The following is a 22480-nucleotide window of genomic DNA, read 5'->3' on the forward strand; positions in this document are numbered from 1 at the left end:
AAGGTGATTAACACTAGTGGCCCTATTTAAGCAGTTTTTGAACTTTAATCCAGAAAGAATAAACCCCTTTTTTAACAAGCCAATGTTGTACAGAAATGACATATTTCATCTTATATTGACTTTTTTCAATTCGTTGATTTTTTAAATAACGAAACGCCTCTAGTAGACCCTCAATGTATTCTTTAGATAAGCCTTTTTTTTTGAAGAAGCGATATTTCATGAATAATCCTAAAAGCAAAAAAGGGGAGTTAAGCAAGATTTGAACAAGAAGCATGTTTTTGTATATTAAAAAAATATTATTCCTTGCTGACAGCTTTACTTTTAGAGGAGAAAACCCTCCACCAGTTGTTGCACTTCCTATATGGAGTATCTCGGCAGTAGAACAGAGGACATTTCGAAACCCATATAACCTTCCTCTATATCCAATATCAACGTCCTCCAGATATGCAAAAAAACGTTCGTCAAAATACCCTATTTTATCAAAGAGGCTCCGTCTGTAAATTGCAGCACCCGCGCAAGCACTAAAGACATCCTGATCTTTGTCAAAAAAATGCTTGTGTTGTCCATGCCCCTCTTGATAAGCATTACCAAAAATAGTATACGTATCTCCAGCGTCATCCACCAAACAAGGGTCATGATAAATCAACATTTTGCTAGAGCATGAAAAAATTGATGTATCTTGCTCGATACAATGAACTAGATTAAAAAGCCAGTCAGCATAAGCTATTGTATCATTATTTAAAAGCACAACAAACTCACCTTGAGAACTCATAATCCCGGTATTTACGGCTTTACTGAATCCCAAATTTGAAGCCAATTTTATTATGGTAATACTAGGAAGGACAGACTGAGCTATATTAATACTATTATCAGTCGAATTATTGTCCACTAGGATCACTTCAAAATCAGTGAATGTTTGATTTTTCAAAGAACAAAGGCAATCCTGTAAGTATATGTCACCATTGTAGTTCGGAATGACAACCGATACCTTCATTAATTAATTCCTCTAATACTTCTATATAGGGATTCAATGCCTTTTTCTGCCGCTACTTTAGAATAGAAACCTAGCTTCTCCTGAGCTTTACGGGGATCAAGTACATTTCTCTTAACATCATAACTTCTTTCACTGTAGAATTTAACTATGGCATCAGTACCTGTAACCATTTCAATTAAGCGAATGATTTCAAGTAACGATAACCCTCTTCCAGTGCCTACATTAAATATCGGATCTGAATCATTTCGCGGAGGCTCATATTTTAAAGATGTAATAATTGCCTCGCACACATCTGAAATCTCAATGTAATCTCTAACAATTTGTCCTTCACCATAAATGGATATTGGTTCATTATTTAGAATACGATGCATAAAAATAGAGATTGCTCCAATTTTTTTATCAGGTGACTGTCCAGCACCATAAGGGTTCGCAACTCTAAGTATAATGTTGTTCATATTAAATAGCTTGTTGTACATGAGTAAGATTTTTTCAATTGTTAGCTTCATATTTCCATAATGATTTAATGGAGAACACGGCATCATCTCATTCAGTAAATCAGCATTTACTTCTCCATATACAGTTCCACCTGAAGACAAGAATATAATCTTTTTAATGCCCACTTCTTTTGCAGCCTCTATTAACTCTAATGTTTTAATAACATCTTTAGAATATGGCTCCAATACATTTTCCATTGAACTAGAGGGTGTAACGCTACTAATTAACTGAATAATAGTATCTTTTCCCTCTAGATAACTCTTAAAATTAGTTTCCGAAAAAAAATCGCCCTCAATTACATTATACTTTCCTTCTGGCAACTTTTTTTTGTTGATATTACGGTCATAAAGAGTTACCTTCGTGCCTCTAGAACAAAGCCTTTTAATTAGCTCGGCCCCAATAAACCCTGCCCCTCCAAAAACAATTGTGTTCATAGGGTCTTTCCTTTCTACATTGTTAAAGTCACCGATCATTAAGACCAGTGACTTTAACAGCTATTCAAAAATAATCGTAATATCTACTTGCAAAATTATGCATAGTAAATTGTTTGAACAATACCGAGGTATTCTCTTTATATTCCAAAAACTTCTCCGGTTCATTAGTCATTACCTTCATGGCATCAACAATGTCATCAACATTAACAATACCTTGATTTAGCTCAAGTAAAATTCCAGCTGACTTATTCTCTTCTTGAGATTGAATCATGTAACGAATTTCCCCAATGTTGGTAGAGATTACTGGTTTATCGTAAGCTAAATACTCGATTACTGAATTAGGTAAGCTCTCCGAGATGAAATAAGTTGGTAACAACGCTACATCAAAAACCTTAACCCAGCCAATCCATTCAGAAGGTTCCCGCAAGTCCATAATAAAATGGATATAATCATAATTCTTATATTTTTCTTTAAGAGCTTTAGAATACTCACTGTCGCCAACCAGGATGAGATGGGAATTCGAGTTACTTTCTTTATTTAATTTTATTATAGCCTGTATACTTTCTTCCCAGCCTTTTTCTTTAATGGCACGAGAAACTAAGCCAAATACAAAATCATTCTGCTTAATACCTAATATAGCCTTGTCTTTTTCAGGAATGCTTTGTAAGTCATATCCATAGTATACCTTTTTTATTTTATTTGGCTCTGATACTTTTACCTGCTCAAAGATCTTCAGATTTTTATCTGTTGCGTGAATAATATGATTAGCTCTCTCTAAAACCATCGGGACTATATTCAAAAAATCATGGTCCCAATCAGGATTTTGTTGAAGAGCCTCATAACATCCATGCATAGATAATACCCAATTTATATCTTTGCTTTCTTTTATTGCATTAAAGACGATCTTATCAGACCACCAAATATGAGAATTAATTGTGTCAATATTAAGATTTTCAATATAAGATTTTAATTCTTCTGGGTTACCCGTGCTAGGCAACACCTTCACAGAAGGAGAAATCATTTTAAGCACAGATTCTTCCTCCAGCCAAGGTCTAGCATTGTAAATGTACACATTTTGGAAAGTTGAGAAGAAATTCGCAAGTCTTATAACCAGCATTTGTCCCCCACCAACTTCAAAATCAGGCGTAACAAAAAGTAAATTCTTCGTTTCGCTTAAATAGTTCGTGCCGGAAAATTTTAGCACTGCATTTTCTTTAACCAGTTTCATTTTCTCTGCTAATTCCGGGTTATCAAAGATATTTCTACTACTATAACCTGCACATCCTAGCCTTTCATAATCTTTAGGAACTTGTTCCAGGAATCTGTCCAGCATACTCACAGGTAATTCATAAGTGTCAATAATATATTGCTTAATGTCTAGCAGCTCTCTATAAAGGTCAACCTTTTGTTCATTTCTGCTAATGATGCTTTGAGAGTGTCTACGGTGGTAATTTAAGATTTCAGGTGTAAATGAAATTTTACCCTGCTTCAGAACAAACAAATAGCCGAACCAATCCCCACCGATCTTGTAGTTCTTCAACTCTTTGTCAATGCCTGCTAGTGCAGATGCTCTCATAAGAACTGCGCTAGCATTAGGAATAGTGTTTTTGATACCTAAACCTTGAACAACTTCATCTTTTCCACTAATACAATACGATTGTAACCACTTATCAACAGATAAGTCATCGGTATATTGAGTATAATGATAGTCTACTTTATTTGAATGTTCATCGATGATTTGAGACTGTGCATAGGAAAGATTAACTTCCTGATCTTTAAATGCTGGAAGCAATCTTTCAAGCATAACGGACTCACACAAATCATCGGCTTCAGCTATCCAGATAATATCTCCTTCAGCTTCTTTAATTCCGTTAATCCATTGCCCAAAGCAACCTACATTCTGTTGATTGACAATAACCTTGTGTTTAATATTGTGCTCATTCAAAATTTTTCTTGCCAAATTAACACTGTTGTCCCTCGACACATCGTCCAAGAAGATAATTTCATATGGTGTTACAGTTTGGTTAATAATTGATAGAAGTCTTTGTTCAATAAAAGATTCGTAGTTATAATTTGGAATAATTACTGAAACCTTATAATCAAGTTTTTCAGTTGTCGACGGCTCAATACTCTTCAAAATGTCGCCAACATATGTCGTAAAATTAAACTTCTCCTCTATTGCTTTGTGTCCTCTATTAACAATTGAACTGTAAATGTCTTCATTCCCCAGAATTCTCTCTACTTCCATAGCCATTGAACTGACATCCAGATAAGGTATTGGGCTAATACCAAGCTCAGTTACAAGCTCAGGCATTCCTCCACCATCTTTAAAGGCAACAACCGGAGTCCCATTATCAATGGCTTCTAGTGCAATAGAGGGAAAAGGATCTTCTCGAGAAGTTAAAACAAAAAGATCGGCTCCTTCAAAAATAGGTAGCGGGTCAGACTGGAACCCAATCATATGAATATTATTGGTGAGTCCTAAAGTATTCGCATCATGCATCAACCATTTTTCAAGAATTCCTTCAGTCTCACCCATCCACACGAAATGCATATGACGAAGCTGCTTCTTATGAACCAACTCCTGAGCTAGTTTGAAAAATAAATCAAGACCTTTTCTAAGGTCACCATATCCGCAACCCAATAAAACAGTTGCATCATTGGGTATCCCTAACCTTTTATGCAACTGAGCTTTCGCAAGCTCTTTATCTAAATTCTTTGATCTTTTTTTATATATACCTTGAGGCATAATCAGAGATCGTTCCTCATCAAGAGGGAAATACTCGACAAAGTTATCCTTAACAAACTGGTTAGGAAAAACGACTTTAGTTGCATAGCGAGCTGCAAGCTTGGCGGCCTCTGTAAAGTTATACGTATGGATTGAAGTGGGTAATTCGTGAATTAAGGAAATCGTTTCAATGCCATTGTTTTTAAGAGTTTTAACTAGAATACTTGAAACTACTGAATTAGCTATGCAGTACTTTACACCACTCATTGATAAAGAGCGAACTATATCATTTACTTCCTTTTCATTTTCAAGAAAAGATAATGAATGTTGATGTAGACTGATTACCTCAGCAACTTCTGCGAAATCTTTTTCCAGGGGCCCTCCTTTAAGTAGAATGGCAATAATCCTTTTACCATACACACTCTTAAGAATCTTAATCATATTTAATGACAAGATCGAAGCTCCTGCATTTTGGGCATCATGCACTATGAATAAAATTGCCTTCTCATTATTTACAGCACTCTTGCTTTCAATTGTAACCTGATTATGAAACTCTATAATATTCGTCTGAGGGTCAGTACTGTATAGCTTTTGTTTAACTTTAGCTATTGCTAATTTGAATCCTGATGCCTTAATCTCCTGAAAGAATCTCTTGCGCAAATGAGGCTGAAGCCTAATCGTCTTATTAAGTTTTACCCCATACATTTTGAGTTTATTATACACATATTCACTTTTGGAGATTCCTATTAGCTCAAGCTGGCTGATCTCAAAGGATTCAGAAGAACTAAGATGGACATCAATTCTCGATATATTGAAATGCGTCTTAAAATAAAAAGGGATACTTGTGCCATTAAAATCCCCTACATCAAATTTCTGTAGTTCCCCATGTTCTCCGTGACAAACAAGACTTACTTTACCTTGGTCGTTAGAATTAAAGATGCAATAAATAAATTTCACAAATTGAATTTCTCCGCTTACTGAGAATGTTATTTGTGCCTCTTGATCCGATTCAAGCACGTAAAATTGGTTATTTTCATTAGTCCCTAAATTGCTAACGTTATTAGTCTTGAAAACGTCAGAGGTCCTAAGCATGTTATTTTTTTTTGTGTTTCTATCTAATACGGCATTAATTGTATCCAACAAATGACCTACTGACATTAATCCACACCCATTTTCTTGAATTTAGATATTAATTTCCATCTTTTTGATGCATAAATTCTATTTAATTCATCTGATTGTTCACTAACTTTTGCTTCTAGATTTCCAATAGTCGCACTCATTTCTTTCATTTTCTCTTCCTGTTCTAAGAAGCTTCTCGTACGTTCATCTAATTGTTGAGTACGTTCATCTAATTGTTGCGTTTGTTCATTTATACTTTTTGTAAATTCATGTACTTTAGCTTCTAGATCTTGTGTTAACTTTTCTACTAATACAGTCAATTCTTCTTTCTCTTTCCTTACTTCGTATATATCTGATTCGTATTCATCGTTCTCTTTTTCCAGGCTCTCTTTTTCTTGCAACAGATTGTCTAATATTTCTTTCAACTTATTTAATTTTTCGTTAGAAAAACGGACGGTATCACTTCGTTCATCTAACTGCTCTAAAAGTATAGATTGTTCTCTCTTAGTTTCCTCAATATTTTCTACCAGAACGTCTATAAACTTGTATTTATCAAATTCTTGATCAATTATAGATAACGTAATTACAACTTTTTGCAAATCAAAAAAGCCATGTAGATCCATTAGGATTTGTGGATCAGAATTGAAAAAGACACAAAAATTATCTTGTACGTATTCTGCATTCGTCTCATAAGAATCAAGTGTATGAGTTGTTCCATCCTTCGCAATCAACTCTATGTTCTCAATTTTTAGAGAACAACTGACATTCAATGGGTCAAATCTAAGGCGGCTCACTTCTTCAAAATTATCTAGCTCGAAAGTGATCTGGCCAGAGTAAGTTTTGTTATTAATAATCGTTTGACTTTCGCTAAAACCCTGTCCTGTATCCACATACAACTGCGAAAAATAGTAATTGCTAGTTAAAGGAATATTTCTAAGTACACCCTCTTCAGACAACGGGTCATTCTTTCTTATCTTCAGCACATATTGGTATACATCTCCGAAGTCACGTGTCTTTAGAAAAGCTGAAACAGAATTGGGGAGTCCGTCAAAAAAATTGCCGATCTCCGTCTCACCAACCCTTTTTATTACGGCACTTTCCTTAACTGTGACATATCCACTGGATTCTATCATATTTATCAACGTAGGATAGGTGAAAAATCGAATGTGTGTATCATCCAAAATGCCTATTGGTCTATACTGAAATTTGTTATGCAACATTTCAATGATTACACTGTTATGTGCAATGTTCGGAATAGAAATACATACCGAGCCATTTTCCTTTAATAAGGAAGCAGCAGACTCCAGGACACGTTGCGGGTTATACAGATGCTCTAATACGTCTGCAAAAATGATATAGTCAAACTTTATATCCCTAAATTTCTCCAGCCACTCTAAACTTTCAATATCTCCTACTATTCCCTCTTTTGCATATTGTAAAGCTTTAATGGCTGCCTCTTGATCTATTTCCACGATATAAACATCGCACTGTAATTTCTCTTTCATGTAACGAGTTAATCTTCCTGCAGCTGGACCAAATTCCAGCACTGTTGCATGAGCCTCAATTTCTTTAGCTATCAGCGCCAAAGAATTATTAGAGTTCAAGTCTAATTCGAAATCGTACTTCATTTAAGCTCATCCTTTCATACTCCAAGAATGGGGTAAGACACAAAGACCTTCAGCAACATATGGGGCTTTTACAAAGAAGTCACAAACTTGTGCTTTATAATCAATGGGAACATGAGCATTTTTTTCAAACAAAGCAACATCAAAATAGTAGCTGCCACCTAGAAGATTAAAATCAGAATAATTTAAATATATAGTGTTCTGGCCTTTCTTATAGTCGATTTTCACTTTATCTAATAGAGTGTTCAATCCACACACATAAATATTATCAATTGTATGAACAGCTACTCCTACTACAATATCTATATCTTCTTGATTCATCACAAAATCAATCTTAATCTTAAAATCCTCACCACTTTGTATCTCATTACCATGTTCATTAGTCTGATTAATAATAGATACATCTTCAACAAAACCGACAATTTCTTTGTTCAATACCCTTGTCTCTGATGGCACTTTACCAAAAATCGGTTTTTTCGTTTTGTCTTCACCATACTTTAGAAAGTCAGTATAACGATCACATACAGTCTCTGTGTCACCTTGGGCCTCGATTTTGCCTTGGTTAATCCATATTGCTCTTGTACAATATCTTTTTATACTATTAATATCATGAGAGACGAATAGAATAGTCTTCCCATTATCTCTGAACTCATTAAATTTCTCCATACACTTCAATTGGAATTTCAAATCACCAACAGCCAAAGCTTCATCTACTATTAGAATCTCTGGATCGACATTTATTGCAACAGAGAATGCTAGTCTTGCAAACATCCCACTTGAATATGATTTTACAGGTTGATGAACAAAATCGCCTATATCAGCAAAGTCTAAAATAGATGGTAGCTTCGCTTCCATTTCTTCTCTCGAAAAACCCATCATCATACCGTTGAGAAATACATTTTCTATTCCCGTATACTCTGGATTGAAGCCTGCACCCAACTCTAGCAATGCAGAAATTTTACCTTCAACAACTACATCTCCTGAGCTAGGAGACACCACACCTGTAATAATCTTAAGAAGTGTGGATTTCCCAGCTCCATTTTTCCCAATAAGGCCAACTATCTCGCCTTTGCTTACAGACATGGATATATTATTTAGCGCAAAAAATTCTTTGTGATATTTTCTTTTTTTGATACTAAGAGATTCTTTCAAACGATGGATAGGCGAATCATATAATTTATATATCTTTGAAATACTCTGAATTGAAATAATTGAACTCTCCATGTTCACACCATCCTACAACACATCAGCAAAGTGAGGTTTAAGTTTTTTCATGATCACTATACCCAGAACAAAGAATACAGCAGTCAGCAACCAAAAATAGATAGATTGATTATATCTCTCCCAGAACCATACCTTATAAATCAAAGAGTCTCTATAACCCTCAACGACATAATAAGCTGGGTTAATCTTCAGTATCCATCTGAACTGGCTAGGAAGCATGGTTGAATTCCATAAGATAGGTGTAAGCCACATTCCAAACTGTAGCACCAAGCTAACAATCTGACCTAAATCTTTAAAGAACACAATCAATGAACTCGTAATTAATGAAATACTATACACCATAACAAAAGCAGCAATAGAATAATAAATCAGCTGAATATAGTAAATATCAGGGTACAGACCATATACTCCATAAATAAGTAACGTAATTAGAATAAAGAAAATATGAACATAACTACTCGATATAATCTTCATAAAAGGAAGAACACGAATTTGGAAGACAACCTTTTTAACCAAGTAATTGTACTCTATAAGTGAATTCGTTGAATTTCCCAAAGATTCTGCAAAGAAGAACCACGGTACTATTCCGGCTACCAACCAGAGTATAAAGGGAACCTCTTGCACTGGTCCTGATCGAAAACCTACTTCAAATACAAACCAATAGATAAGGACAGTTATAACAGGCTGAACAAACGCCCAAACAACACCTAGATAAGAACCAGCGTATCTTGTCTTAAAATCATTTAACGATAAACGATAAATGAGCTCACGGTGTTCTACCATTTCCCTTATTAGATGAATGATATCCTTCCTAATCTTCAATAATAAACACATAACTATGGACACAATCAAAGAGATGCCAATTACCAAAAAGTATTTAATATATGCATTATCTCTAAGGACATCATTCTTAATGCTATTAGGAATGGAGACATAAACATACGGATCTGTACCATCTGTTTGAAACGAGACACTAGTTTCGTTAAATTTAATATCTGAGACTTGGTTACTATTCTTCATAGTTATATTACTTAGTGGCAAGTCGTAATCTTGATATATAGAAGTCAGTTTTATGTCAGACAAAGTTGGCTTAGATGGTTGCGCCCCTAAATCAAATCTAACTTTAAATACATTAGTATCCATTTTAAATTTCAGTTCTTGAGTGACATTAGGTGTAGCATAGTTTGCTTTCACAGAATTTTCTTCAGAGAGTTCGTCATCAGCTGAGTCTAATAGGTAAAGTTGAAAATCATCCGTGAATTCGTTTGTGATATTTGCCTTCAGATGCATCGTACTAGGAGTTTGTACAACTATATTCAATAAAAATGAACATGCAGTAACTATTAAGAAAAATACTAAAAGCCACTTTAATTTCTTATGCAAATGCAAAAAAATTACCCCTTTAATGAGAATTGAACTATATATTTATCCATTAGCCACGATATCCAATAGATAGCGACCATACTCGGTCTTTAAAAGCGGCTCTGCCAAAGAAGACAATTGAGAGCTATTAATATACCCCATGCGATAAGCAATTTCTTCTATGCAAGCTATGTATAGCCCTTGGCGCTTTTGAATAGCCTCCACAAAATTAGACGCCTCTAATAAAGACTCGTGAGTGCCTGTATCTAACCAAGCCATTCCTCTCCCTAGAAGTTCTACTTTTAACTTCGACTTCTTGAGGTACTCATCAATGACTGAAGTGATTTCAAGCTCCCCACGTGCTGATGGAGACACTTGCTTGGCGATGGATACTACTTCACTATCAAAAAAATACAAGCCAGGTACTGCATAGTTGGACTTTGGCTTGTCTGGCTTCTCCTCTATAGAAAGCACATTACCGGCTGCATCGAATTCTACTACTCCATATGCTCTAGGATCTTTTACATTGCATCCAAAAATAACAGCGCCTTCTGTGAGCTGAGCAGCTTTTTGAAGAGTTTTGCTGAAATTCAAACCATAAAATATATTATCTCCAAGAACCAATGCCACAGGATCTCCATTAATAAACTCCTCACCGATTACAAATGCTTCTGCAAGTCCATTCGGTTGTTCTTGCACACTGTATTCAATAGTGATGCCTAGTGATGCACCATTCCCTAATAGCTCCTGAAATAATGGGAGATCCCTGGGAGTAGAAATTATTAATATCTCTTTAATGCCTGCTAACATCAGTACAGAGAGTGGATAATAAATCATTGGTTTGTCGTAGATTGGGAGCAATTGTTTAGATACAGCCCTTGTTAATGGATACAACCTTGTTCCTGATCCCCCAGCAAGTATAATTCCTTTCATTCTTTGTTCCTCCTAAATTTATATAATGTACCTAATAGATCAAATCAAAGATCAGTGTTTTACTAGTGAAATATGTGCTAAAATATTGACGTATCTACAAGAAAAGGAGATTGTAAACCTTGTCGAATCCAGTATACGGGAAACAGACCCGAACGTCGACCCATGACGATAAAAGGTCGTCTATGTTTTGGGTGTTAATTGTTGGCATTATACTCTTATGGACCTGGGCACCATTTCAGGCCGCGCTGTTCAACGGACAACAGCTGAATTTCGAAAGACCGCTATATTGGGCTGTAGTCATCTCCTCACTTTTGTTCATCCCAGGCATTGTAACCTATTATAAGAAATTCAAGCTGGAAGAGCAAAGAGACTGGCTGGCGATTATAGTACTTCTGTTGCCGTTGTCATATATTATTTCGTTAATCACAGCTGCCTCGCACTACTTGGCTATGAATATGGTACTCGCGCAATGTGTCTATGCTTCCATATTCATCCTTTCATTGTACCTAATGCAAGACCGATTGGGAAATAAAATCATGCACACCATGATAATGTCACTGGCTTACATCATTGTGGGCTTTGGCTTCATCAACTGGTTCGGGCAGTGGGTGTTCGCCGGCAAGCTCGTTGGCTGGTTCTCCAGCATGGTGCATAACGATCGTTATATCAATGCTGTTATGACCGATTCGAACGGTCTTCGTCTTACATCAGTGTTCCAATATGCCAATACATATGCCGCCTTCCTGATGGCATTCTTGTTCGCTGCAGTATTCTGCTTGATGAAATCCAAGACTTGGTATGGGCGGATGACGCACGCATTTATGCTAGTACCTATTCTTGTTTCACTGTTCCTGACGTTGTCACGTGGGGGATTAGTGTTGCTACCAGTTGTTTTTGTTATCCTTCTATTATTCTTCAAGCCTGGGCAGCAGCTCTTATGGATCATCCACTGTGCGGTTGCCGGGATCGCGTCTGTTATTGTTCTAGTCCCGATTACGAACATGGGACTGCAGTTAAATGAGACCTATAGTGGAGGCTTAGCTGCCAAGGCTTGGTTGATCCTTATTGCAGCCTCCGCTGTCACAGCAGCAGTACTATGGTTCATTCAGCAAAAGCTGGCTCCAAAGTTGACCACTGAAGATAGTGGTTGGAACACACGTAGATTTGCGAATTTGTGGCTACCTCTTGGCTCAGTAGTGGTTGTAGCAATCGTTGCTTATCTACTGATTGGGACAAGTCTGCGTAACGTTCTGCCTGAGAACGTGCAGATACGGATTGAAGGCATTAACTTTCAGACGCACAGTGTATTGGAGCGTTTCACCTTCTACAAGGATGCACTCAAGCTGCTGGCAGATTATCCTGTGATTGGGGCCGGTGGCGGTGCCTGGTCATCTCTGTATCAGACCTATCAGGATTATCCATATACCAGTGCACAGGCTCACAATTTCTTCATTCAGTATCTTGTAGAAGTTGGTATCTTAGGATTTGTAATCTTTATGGGTTTCGTGCTGTATGTGTTCTATAAATATATTCGTGGTTATATGAAGCAAACGAACGAAGAGCGTGAAGGGCATTTCCTGTATGTTATCATCACTTTATCCATTCTGGTGCACAGCTTCCTGGACTTTAACCTAAGCTATGTATTCATGGGTATGCTGGTGTTCATGGGATTGGGAGGGATGGCCGCAGCCATGGACTCTAAGCCTCTCAAGCGCCTGTTGATGGGGTCTGCATTCAAGCCAGTATATTCGATCACTATGGGAATTCTGACGGTCATCGTGCTCTTTACAGGACTGCGTTACCTACAATCCAACGGGGCGATTAATGAAGCCAGAAGTCTATATAATACAGGTGGCTCAGCGGAACAAATTCAGAGTTCGATACAGGATGCTTTGTCTGTAAGGCCAACTCATCCAGAATCGGTTATCATGCTGTCTTCGGTGTATCAGTCTTTCTATCAACAGACACAAGACGACCAATTCTATACTGCAGATCAAGAGTTGCTCGATCGCGCCCTGAAGCAGGAACCATACAACAAGTCACTTATCACGAATCTTATGAATCATTATCAATTGAAAAACGATAATGCCAAAGTGTTCGAGATCTTGGAGAGTACCATTCCACACTATAACTGGGATATTAATTGGTACAAAAATCTTATTGCTCACGCTTACTATTTGGGTAATCAGGCTAGAGAACAGCAGGATAGTGTGGCCGAAGAGAAATACTTTACGACAGGAATGAATGCTTATAATCGAATACTGGAGGGAGTCAAGCACATTGAGGCTCTTCCAGAAGGTCAAATCCCCGGTCGAGCATTCGGAGTTACGCCAGATATAGCATTGAATATCGGAAAAATTCAGTTCATCTCTGGCCAAGTAGCCGAGGCTACAACTCTTCTCCAAGGCTTCTTGAATGAGGATCTTAGCAACGCTACCAACAAAGAGATTGCGCGGTACTATGTTGCTGCGACGCAGAAGCTAGGCCAAGCTGACCAAGTCTGGCAGGATCGTCTAATCCAAGCTGATCCGGAAGAGAAGCAATTACTCGAACAACTAAATAATATGCAATAATACTTTAAGCAAGGCTAGAAGCATTGGATCTGACTGGGGCGGTCTTTTGGGGCCGCTCCAGTTTTTATATATACCTGCCCCCTAAAATGAATCATCCTAACTTCAAATGACATTTTGTAAATAGCGCCACAAAATGCTCTAATTCCACCGCTATTCCGAACTAAAAGAAATCTGTGACTTACACGACGATAATGTACCTGGAACAGGAAAACGCTTCTCTTAAATCTTAAGAGAAGCGTTCTTCGCTTTAATTACATTGTCATGAGCTTGGTAATGAAGTTGAGAATTTCTTTGATTAGTTCTTTTGATTTCATTTAAATGCTTCTATATTTCCTGTAACTTTTTATTGAATAATCAAATAGTAAAGAAGTTAAAATCAAAACAATAAAGTAAAGTCCATATTGATAGTATCTACTGATTGTAATGCTATCGCCTAACAACATTTTAAAGAAGTAGCCTACTGGAAGATTCAAAAAGAATAACTGCATTGATAAAGACCCGATTCTCTGTAATATTCCGAGTGATAAAAATTTTCTAACCCAAGATATTTTCTCGATTAATATTATAGTACAAGGCAAAATAACCAAATCAGTAATTATGATAAAATCTATTGTGTTCGCATACTCACCACGATAGATAATAATGATATATGATATGAAAATTATTATTGCAGCCAACATACCAAATATATTAATTTTAAGCCCATATTTCTTTACGATCACACTAAAGATGCATCCTACAAAAAAGCCTAATAGCCCTCTCAGCATATAACCATTTAAAATCGGGAAATTCCATTCATTTTTAAGTGCTATTAAGCCAATAATAACTATTACTACATATATTCCAAAAGCTCTTTCTTCACTTTTATATTTACAAATATAGAAAAAGAGACTGTATGCTAGAAATAAAGGTGCTAAAAACCACGTTCCTCCGCCAGCGATATCAATTCGATAATCACCACTACCTGGAATATATCCACTCTGAAGAAATAGCAAATTATAAAAAGTGTCGTATATATTGATTTGCCCTCCGCCAATTACAACATATAAAGAACATAAGGCTAGATTGACAAATAGCAAGGGATATACCATACTTACTCTTTTTCTCGTATAATCTAAAAATTCAACATCTTTAATTTTATCGGAATAATTGTATATCATTAAGTAACCTGAAAAGAAAAAGAACATTTCTACTGGAATATAGCCTATAACAGATACAGTATACATTATTTTATTAAATAGATTAGTGTGACTATCTGGCAATCCAATAAGTCCAATAATATGATAAAAAGCAATAATTAAGGCGCCTATTCCTTTTAGCGAGTCTATATAGGCAATATTCTTTTTCATTTTAATACCTTCCTACTCCATCTTTAGCATGAATGGGGAACAATTTATCGCGCAATTGCATAAAAGGTGTCTCTATAAAGCGGAACATAAGAATGGCAATTGCATATGTTACAACTAATGATATTAACATTAAAAGTATCGAAGATATAACAGAAGGATTAGTTTGGTACTTTCCTGCTATAAACATGAAGATCGGAAAATGAACCAAATATACAGAGTAACTTGTCTTGCTCAAAAATGTTATGAGTTTCCTAATGGCTCCTTGTGACAAATTATTAATTTTGCCCCTCTCAAAATACGCAATAAATAATGCACAAGAAATAGAAACAATGATAAACAAGAAAGTTCTACCATAAAATGAAGAATTAATAGTTTCATTAACTATGCCATTGTATACATAAAGCAGGCCAAAGAAAAATAAAACGAGCGAATTGACTAACAAGTAAAACCGATTTCGGGCTATATATTCATAAATTTTATTATAATATAGCCTAATCGAAGCTAAAAACACACCAACAAGCATACTATCGAATCTTAACGGTATCTGTTTTCTTACACCAAAATCCCACACGGGTGAGTAATTTATAACATAGTATACTCTGGTTGCACTTAATAAGATTAATAGCGATACAATAACTATAATAAATGAGCTCTTTTTTGAATTGCTTATTTTGGCTAATAATAAGAAAAAGATAGCGAACAGGACATAGAACCATTCTTCAATCGAAAGGCTCCATGATACAGCAAAAAAATCAAGATGCTCTGCTCTGAAATTTTGTAGAAAGAATAGTGTTTCTATATTAAATTTGTCCTTTTGTACAATATACAAAATAATGACCATGAAAAAATAAGCGGGCAACGTTCTAAACCATCTTTTTGCGCAAAACTCATAAAGTTTTTTCCACTTTGCATCATGATATATATCTTTCAGCATAATAGTGCCTATGAGAAAACCGCTTAGTACAAAAAATAACTCTACACCCCAATATCCAAATACATAAACATATCCAATAACATTGTAATCCAAAAAGAAGAATGATAAACCATGACAAATCAAAACCATTAATATAGCTATTGATCTTGTGAAATCAAGCCCAACATTTCTAACCATTAGATTGCCCACCTAGCCTATACAAATGATAGTTTTTTTGATCTGGGTTAATAAATTCCTATAGATGTCCTCTGGGGCAATCTAAATTTCGCGAGTCCAATAATTAGATCTCTCCACGTATCGGACATATAATGTTTAAATTCACTCTTTATTTATGATTTTCTTCATATAATCTAGCACTTCATCCTTAATTTCTTCATGCTGTAGCGCATAATGAATCGTTGTTTCGATGAATCCCAGTTTCTCTCCGACATCGTGCCGCTCACCTTCGAACTCATATGCCAGAATAGGATTATCCTCCCCTAGACGAAACAACGCATCGGTCAATTGAATCTCTCCACCTACGCCTACCGATTGCTCTCCGAGCAGATCAAAAATTTCCGGCGTTAGAATATAGCGCCCCATAATTGCGAGGTTGGAGTTAGCATCTTCACGTGCTGGCTTCTCTACAAGGCGTGTAGCCTGAACAAGAGAATTCTCAATCGGTCTGCCTTCGACAATACCATAGCGGTGAACTTCATTCCACGGCACTTGCTTAACTCCCACTACTGGTTGGTGATAACGATCAAAAATATGAATCATTTGCTGTAGACAAGGAATATCCGCCTCCACAATATCGTCACCCAGCAATACCGCAAATGGCTCGTCTCCTATAAATTTGCGCGCACACCAGATCGCATGACCGAGCCCCTTTGGCTCCTTTTGGCGTATGTAATGAATGTCAGCCATCTCAGAGGGTCTTCGCACCTCATCAAGTAGCTTCCACTTCTCTTTCGATGCTAGATTATGCTCAAGCTCAAAAGACGAATCAAAATGATCTTCAATTGCTCTTTTCCCCTTACCTGTGACGATAATGATATCTTCAATTCCTGACGCTACTGCTTCTTCAATAATATATTGAATCGTTGGTTTGTCTACGATAGGCAGCATCTCTTTCGGCATGGCTTTGGTAGCAGGAAGAAATCTTGTTCCCAGGCCAGCTGCTGGAATAATTGCTTTACGAATTTTCATACTTGATCTCCTTTAGTAATCCTTCTAATATCCAGCTCTTAAAAATCAAAAGTACAAACTTTCATGTATCATTATATCAGGAAAAGTCGAATTTAAGCCGAAAATAGTTTTAAAAGACGAAAGTAAGTTACTTCCACTATAAAAAGGCACTTGCTATGGTAATGCTCATAAGCAAGTGCCTTGAATACAAACTATTCTACGGTCACCGTTAATCTATTTCACCAATTGCCCACGGGTAACGCCAAGCTGATTCGTTGCCTTTAGCGTCTTCCATACCTGTGTACCGCTAATTTCGCCACGAAGCGCACGCTGGTACAGCTCAATCACTTCTTGCACCTGCTCAGGAGTCTCCTCCAGGAACTCTACGCGATAACGGGATACACCAAGCTCCTGGAAATTCGGCAGGTATTCGGCGCCCGATTGCTCGATTGCGTTGTACACCGTATTACGACAGCCTTCATCAACACGTACAGGGTGTGACATACCGATCCGATCCTGTAAGGATACGTTATGATCCTCGCAAGGACGACCGCAATTTGTAAAGTCGGTCCCTTCGCTGAGGAAGGTACAATATACGCAATGCTCGGTGTGGAACATCGGCAGATGCTGATGAATGACTACCTCAAGCTTGTCCGTGCGGGAGCGACCGAGCAGATCAATCATCTGCTGAATGTTCAAGTCGTAGGATGGCGTCACATGATCACAGCCAGCCTCCAGGAACAGCTCCACTGCCTTATGGTTCGCGATATTCAGCGAGAAATCGCCGATCAGCTCAGGATGCGACTCATTCGGGTGCTCCATACGGTGACGCAAGTAGAAGTACAAAGCACCTGTATTCCGCACCAGCACTGCATCGGGCTGCAAACGTAGAATATTGTTATGGTATCCATTCTCTCCCGGCATGTGGATACGCGGCGTCGCGAGCGCGATCTTGCGTCCCGCTGCGCGAACCATCTCCACCGCTGCCGGGAACTGCTTGATGAACTCGAAGTCGGCGTAGATGAAGCCGACACCGGCCGCAAGTGCAGCCTCGACCTGCGGGAGGCTGCGGCATAGTGCGGTCAGCTCAGCGGCACCGCGCGACACTGGCGATGCTGGCGTAGCCACATCGCCGTACACTTCCACCGCCCGTTTGATGTAGACGGGCGGTTTGGGCCGTTCGCCCGCGAGCAATTCTACCGCCTTCCGGCGGATCTGATTGAGCTCGCGCATGGGCACGATGACGTCCCCATGCAGATGGACGTCCAGCTCCTCCAGCTGGAACACCGTGCCGCCCAGACGACCGAACTGCTCTTCGAGCAGCTCGCGCGTCATCGGACGCTTCTGGGCAATCTCCAGTTCCAGCTCTGAATCGACGCGGATGGTCGTTCCCTTCTGCACATCCGTCCACCATGTTGTAAGCGGTTGGCCCGGATGTCCGACCGCTTTGACATGAACCGGGAATACCCGGTAAGGCTTCTCCGTCTCGAAGGTCTGGCGCAGCCGCTTATCCAGCGCTGGATCATTCGTCTTCCAGATGCGGTCACCGACGTGCAGACGACGTAGATCCACATCATTTCGTCCTGGAACGATGTCGATAATCCAGCCTTCACCGGCTTCGCCCTCCAGCTTGACGCCCTTACGACGCAGATCATAGACTCTGCCGCCTTCTTCTTTTTTCGTCGGGTCTCCGGCGTCGAATACGATCCCATCCCCACGCTTCAGTGGTGCTTCGATGCGGCAGACCACACCATCCCGCAGAATCTGCTCGACTCGTCCCAGATAGACGCCCCGGCTTTTCGGGAAGGTACCGTCTACCAGCTTCTTGTTGTTCGTCCCCTCCAGGAAGCCATGTGTGAAGCCACGCGAGAAGCTCTGCTGCAGCTCACGAATCTCCTCCCGGCTTGGCGTAGACGTATTACCATCGAAATAGAGGTCAATTGCCTTGCGATACTTACTGACGACATTCGCCACATATTCGGGCGATTTCAAGCGACCTTCGATCTTGAAGGAGGTAACCCCTGCCTCGATCAGCTCCGGCATGATGTCAATCGCCGCCAGATCCTTCGGTGACAGCAGATAAGCGACGTCTCCCATCGGCTTCTGCTCCCCATCCACCATCAAGTCATACGGCAGACGACAGGCCTGTGCACATTCCCCACGATTCGCTGAACGACCGCCCCACATCTCCGAGGTGAGACATTGTCCAGAATAGGATACGCACAACGCTCCATGCACGAAAACCTCCATAGGCAGCTTGGCTTGCTCCCCGATTTTCTGAATTTGCTTCAGATTATTTTCACGTCCGAGTACGACGCGCTCCATATTGAAGGGCTTTGTGAACTCGACCGCCTCCGGCGAGGTAATGGTCATCTGGGTAGAGCCATGAATCGGAAAGTCCGGGGATATCTCCCGAATCATCTTCACCAGCCCCAGGTCCTGAACGATCACGGCATCTACACCCGCATCAATGCAAGCATCGATCAGTTGCTTGGCATCGGCCAGCTCATCCTCGAAGACTAGGATGTTGAAGGTCAGGAAGCCCTTCACCCCATAGCTGTGCAGAAACGCCATAATCTCCGGCAGCTCATCCATACGAAAATTATTCGCACGTGCCCGTGCATTGAATTTCTCAACACCAAAGAATATGGCATCCGCCCCGTTGGCTACCGCAGCTCGCATGCAGTCCCAATCTCCAGCTGGAGCCAACAGCTCCACATCTTCTCTACGTAATGATTGTACTTCCATTATATCCTCCTTGAACGACTCGTAAGCCGCCTTGTTCTATATGCGTATTTCATACGATCCGTCACCACTGGCCCTAATCACGATTAATAGCTCTATTTTAAAGTATATCCACGAATCAGGCCTCAGCAGTACAGCCAACAACTATAATCCAACTACAAATCCAGCTACATCATCTATTGCACAGACTTCTTGTCAGCGATAACCAGCAAGGTACATGACGCGAACCGGAGAAGTTTATCCCTCCCAAGCCCCCTCACTTCTTCAGCCTCACATCAAGGAGGGCGACTGATTCTACGACATCCCGCGAGACTGCCTGGATACTGGATACTCGATCCTCACCCTGCCTCATCGTGCCCTGCTCAGCGCCCTGTAAGCCTGTATGTTTCCGTAACAAACATTCAACAATATTTTAACTAATCCAGTGTACCAGACTGTGGCCTCTCGTTCTACTGTTTCCATAGATTCCTTTCAAAGAATTATCAATATAATAGAAAAACAGCCCTCCTGAGACTATCAAGAAGGCTGCCAATTTTTACCTAATCTTAGCAAAAGCACTGTGCAGTAATTAAGATGCTAGTGCCTCGACCAAATTTGATTCTATGTTGAATGATATGAAAAGCGTGATGATTATCGGAAAGCGGAGAAGCCCTAGAGAAACGAAGTGCCTGCCTTTAAGCTTGCTGTTCATCTGCTCGTGATTCTTTATTCCAACGAACAGCAAGCTTAGCAGCAGTCGACAGGGCTCCCCACATGCAGCAGCTCTATACTCGCGTTTGCTCTGATTATGCTTACATCATCATTGAGCCAGTCAGCCCACCTATTTTACTAGTGTAAAAGAATTCAAGGCTGAATCCAGCGCCACTGCTTGGGCGGCCGTGTTGTTCGCGTCATTCAGGACAGTGCTAATCGTGTAAGTCGAGCCATTGTGCTCAAGCAAGATCTGACGTCCCGTGTAGCCTACACCGTTATCTGTACGATGGAAGGTAAAGGATACCGCAGGTACACCTGCAAATTGGATATCCTTCACTTGCTCCACCTTCAGATTCGAATAGCCCTTCGCCTCGTCAGCATAGAAGTCTTTCAAGCGGGATACCTGCATGTCGAACGGATCGTCCGAGTTGATCCGAATGGCAAATCTTCCGCCTACGAACTGGTACTCCACATAGCCAGATTCAAAACGATCGCTGACCGCAGTCCAGTAACGTGGTATTTCTACGCTATACTCGTATGCCTTGGATATCTTCTTCGCAGCTGTTGTCTTATCCGTTAGATATTGATTATCGTCTAGCTGCCCGAAATTCTCCGCTACTACGGAGTAATCAATCTGCAAGGAGGAAATGATTTTCTGGAATTCATCCTTACCCTTGTTCGATTCATCATCAGGCACTGAATATTCTACAAAATAACGATAGCCGGCCACCTGCAGCATGACATCGTATTCCTTGACCCAGCCATCCCCGAAATTATAGCGGTACTCATGCACAATAGCAGCTTCGCCAGCTACCTCCAATGGATAAGTCTTTACAGCCTGATAAGCAGAGGCGGTAAAGGAATCCCTCAACCACTGCTGCAGCTGCGCGTTCCAATCCTCTTCCTTGGCTTCTGCCGGGGCAGAGCTGACCGTAATGCTCAGATAAGAAGAATCGTTGCCTTCAAAGTTCAACTGACTGTTATCAATGAGCCAGCCCGCAGGGACCTGGAGCGAAATACCATAATCGCTGTTATACACACTTTTCATTCCGCCCTCTACTGTAGACAAGTCCTTAATCGTTCTGTCCTGTGTATTGAAGGACGTCTTGAAGGAGCCCAGCAAGGCTGAGTGCTTGTTCAGATCCTTATAGTTCGTCGCAGCAGAGTCGCTCAGATAGACGGTATAGAGCTTGTCATGAGCGTAGTACATCCGATTTTCCCACATAGAGCCATCTGTACCTTTGGTAATCACGCGGGCATAAGGGACCTCACCCTCGCCAAAGGACTTACGATCCAGAATCATTTCTCCCGTATCCTTGGCTTCCTGCACCAGTTGCTGCAGCAGATCATCTCCATCCAATGGAATCGGCTGTGGCGTAACATGCACTTCCATGTAATAATCCCCGTTCTCATCCATGAAAGTGGAGGTGCTCTCATCGCTACCTGTCTGGCCAATGACAAGGCCCGTCGGATAGTTCATGGACCACCCATAGTAGCTATTGCCAATCTTGCTCTTGCCCTGATCCTGATCGATCTGCGGGGTGTCAGATATGATCTCCGTCTCATCTTCCTGTGCTGCCATGCGTACGGTGACTCCACCTGCATTGCCTGTCAGCTTGCCTCCAAGCCCTTCTGCGACCGGCCGCAGTGGTACCATAAGATAACCGTTCTTCATCTCTGGTGCAGCTGATAATGTTACCTTGCTGCCTCCAATATAAGCCGTGCGGCTATCAATGGTCATGGACACGACACGCGAGCCACTAATCAGCTTCACGTTCCGGGCCGATTCCAGGCGAACCTGCGTGTTGAAGGCCTTCTTGAACACACCGACTGGGACCATCATCGTTCCGTTCTTGCTATATGGAGCAGCAATGGTCATGGCCTGGCCATTCACTGCAGCCTTGGCACTTCCGCCCTGAATATAGAGCTCAGTCAACTCCTGATCTGCTGCCGCTGGAAGCGCCAACAGGATTAATGAACCTGTGAGGACACCTACGGACAGTAAGCGAGCTATTTTTGCATGGGTTTTGTTCATCTTTGATCTCCCGCATCCTATATATAGTTCAATGATTGAAGCAATACAATAAAATCAAATGATTTCTACA

At 40.0% G+C, this 22480-nt stretch carries 13 protein-coding genes; 1 reads left to right on the forward strand and 12 read right to left on the reverse strand.

Annotation, left to right across the window (positions count from 1 at the left end; all coding sequences use genetic code 11):
* Window positions 1-22: 22 nt before the first annotated feature.
* From MKX74_RS24910 to rfbA, 7 genes are read right to left on the reverse strand one after another with little or no spacing between them, the layout of a single operon-like run.
* Window positions 23-994: a glycosyltransferase family 2 protein gene (locus tag MKX74_RS24910; protein ID WP_341180106.1), complete on the reverse strand. Its 972-nt coding sequence runs from the start codon at window positions 992-994 to the stop codon at window positions 23-25.
* Entirely contained in the window at window positions 994-1962 is a 969-nt protein-coding gene (locus MKX74_RS24915) for an NAD-dependent epimerase/dehydratase family protein (RefSeq protein WP_084165523.1), read from the reverse strand. Before MKX74_RS24915 ends, MKX74_RS24910 begins: the two co-directional genes overlap by 1 nt.
* 25 nt (window positions 1963-1987) lie before the next feature.
* Window positions 1988-5809 (reverse strand): glycosyltransferase, encoded by a 3822-nt coding sequence (locus MKX74_RS24920; RefSeq protein ID WP_341180107.1) that lies wholly within the window; start codon window positions 5807-5809, stop codon window positions 1988-1990.
* The gene (locus MKX74_RS24925) at window positions 5809-7398 is read right to left on the reverse strand and encodes a methyltransferase domain-containing protein (RefSeq protein ID WP_341180108.1); all 1590 of its coding nucleotides are present in this window, start codon (window positions 7396-7398) and stop codon (window positions 5809-5811) included. Before MKX74_RS24925 ends, MKX74_RS24920 begins: the two co-directional genes overlap by 1 nt.
* 6 nt (window positions 7399-7404) lie before the next feature.
* Window positions 7405-8619: an ABC transporter ATP-binding protein gene (locus tag MKX74_RS24930; protein ID WP_028591723.1), complete on the reverse strand. Its 1215-nt coding sequence runs from the start codon at window positions 8617-8619 to the stop codon at window positions 7405-7407.
* 12 nt (window positions 8620-8631) lie between these two features.
* A complete protein-coding gene (locus MKX74_RS24935) occupies window positions 8632-10008 on the reverse strand; it encodes an ABC transporter permease (protein WP_226383650.1) in 1377 nt (458 codons plus the stop codon).
* 36 nt (window positions 10009-10044) lie between these two features.
* On the reverse strand, window positions 10045-10914 hold the full coding sequence (rfbA, locus tag MKX74_RS24940) for a glucose-1-phosphate thymidylyltransferase RfbA (protein ID WP_028591721.1): 870 nt from the start codon (window positions 10912-10914) through the stop codon (window positions 10045-10047).
* A 119-nt stretch (window positions 10915-11033) separates the two neighbouring features.
* Between rfbA and MKX74_RS24945 the strand changes: the two genes are divergently transcribed.
* Complete coding sequence (locus MKX74_RS24945; RefSeq protein ID WP_341180109.1) at window positions 11034-13487, forward strand: O-antigen ligase family protein; 2454 nt, start codon at window positions 11034-11036, stop codon at window positions 13485-13487.
* 314 nt (window positions 13488-13801) lie between these two features.
* Here MKX74_RS24945 and MKX74_RS24950 read toward each other — a convergent pair whose 3' ends face one another.
* The 5 genes from MKX74_RS24950 to MKX74_RS24970 all read right to left on the reverse strand — a co-directional run bounded on the left by MKX74_RS24950 (window position 13802) and on the right by MKX74_RS24970 (window position 22410).
* Window positions 13802-14836: an acyltransferase family protein gene (locus tag MKX74_RS24950; RefSeq protein WP_341180110.1), complete on the reverse strand. Its 1035-nt coding sequence runs from the start codon at window positions 14834-14836 to the stop codon at window positions 13802-13804.
* 1 nt (window position 14837) lies between these two features.
* On the reverse strand, window positions 14838-15947 hold the full coding sequence (locus MKX74_RS24955) for an acyltransferase family protein (protein ID WP_341180111.1): 1110 nt from the start codon (window positions 15945-15947) through the stop codon (window positions 14838-14840).
* Between the two features lie 141 nt (window positions 15948-16088).
* A complete protein-coding gene (galU, locus tag MKX74_RS24960) occupies window positions 16089-16958 on the reverse strand; it encodes a UTP--glucose-1-phosphate uridylyltransferase GalU (RefSeq protein ID WP_341180112.1) in 870 nt (289 codons plus the stop codon).
* 213 nt (window positions 16959-17171) lie between these two features.
* A complete protein-coding gene (locus tag MKX74_RS24965; protein WP_341180113.1) occupies window positions 17172-19685 on the reverse strand; it encodes a U32 family peptidase in 2514 nt (837 codons plus the stop codon).
* A gap of 817 nt (window positions 19686-20502) precedes the next feature.
* Window positions 20503-22410: a stalk domain-containing protein gene (locus MKX74_RS24970; protein WP_341180114.1), complete on the reverse strand. Its 1908-nt coding sequence runs from the start codon at window positions 22408-22410 to the stop codon at window positions 20503-20505.
* Window positions 22411-22480: the final 70 nt, after the last annotated feature.

The organism is Paenibacillus sp. FSL K6-1230 (genome assembly GCF_038002385.1).
GTDB lineage: Bacteria > Bacillota > Bacilli > Paenibacillales > Paenibacillaceae > Paenibacillus > Paenibacillus massiliensis.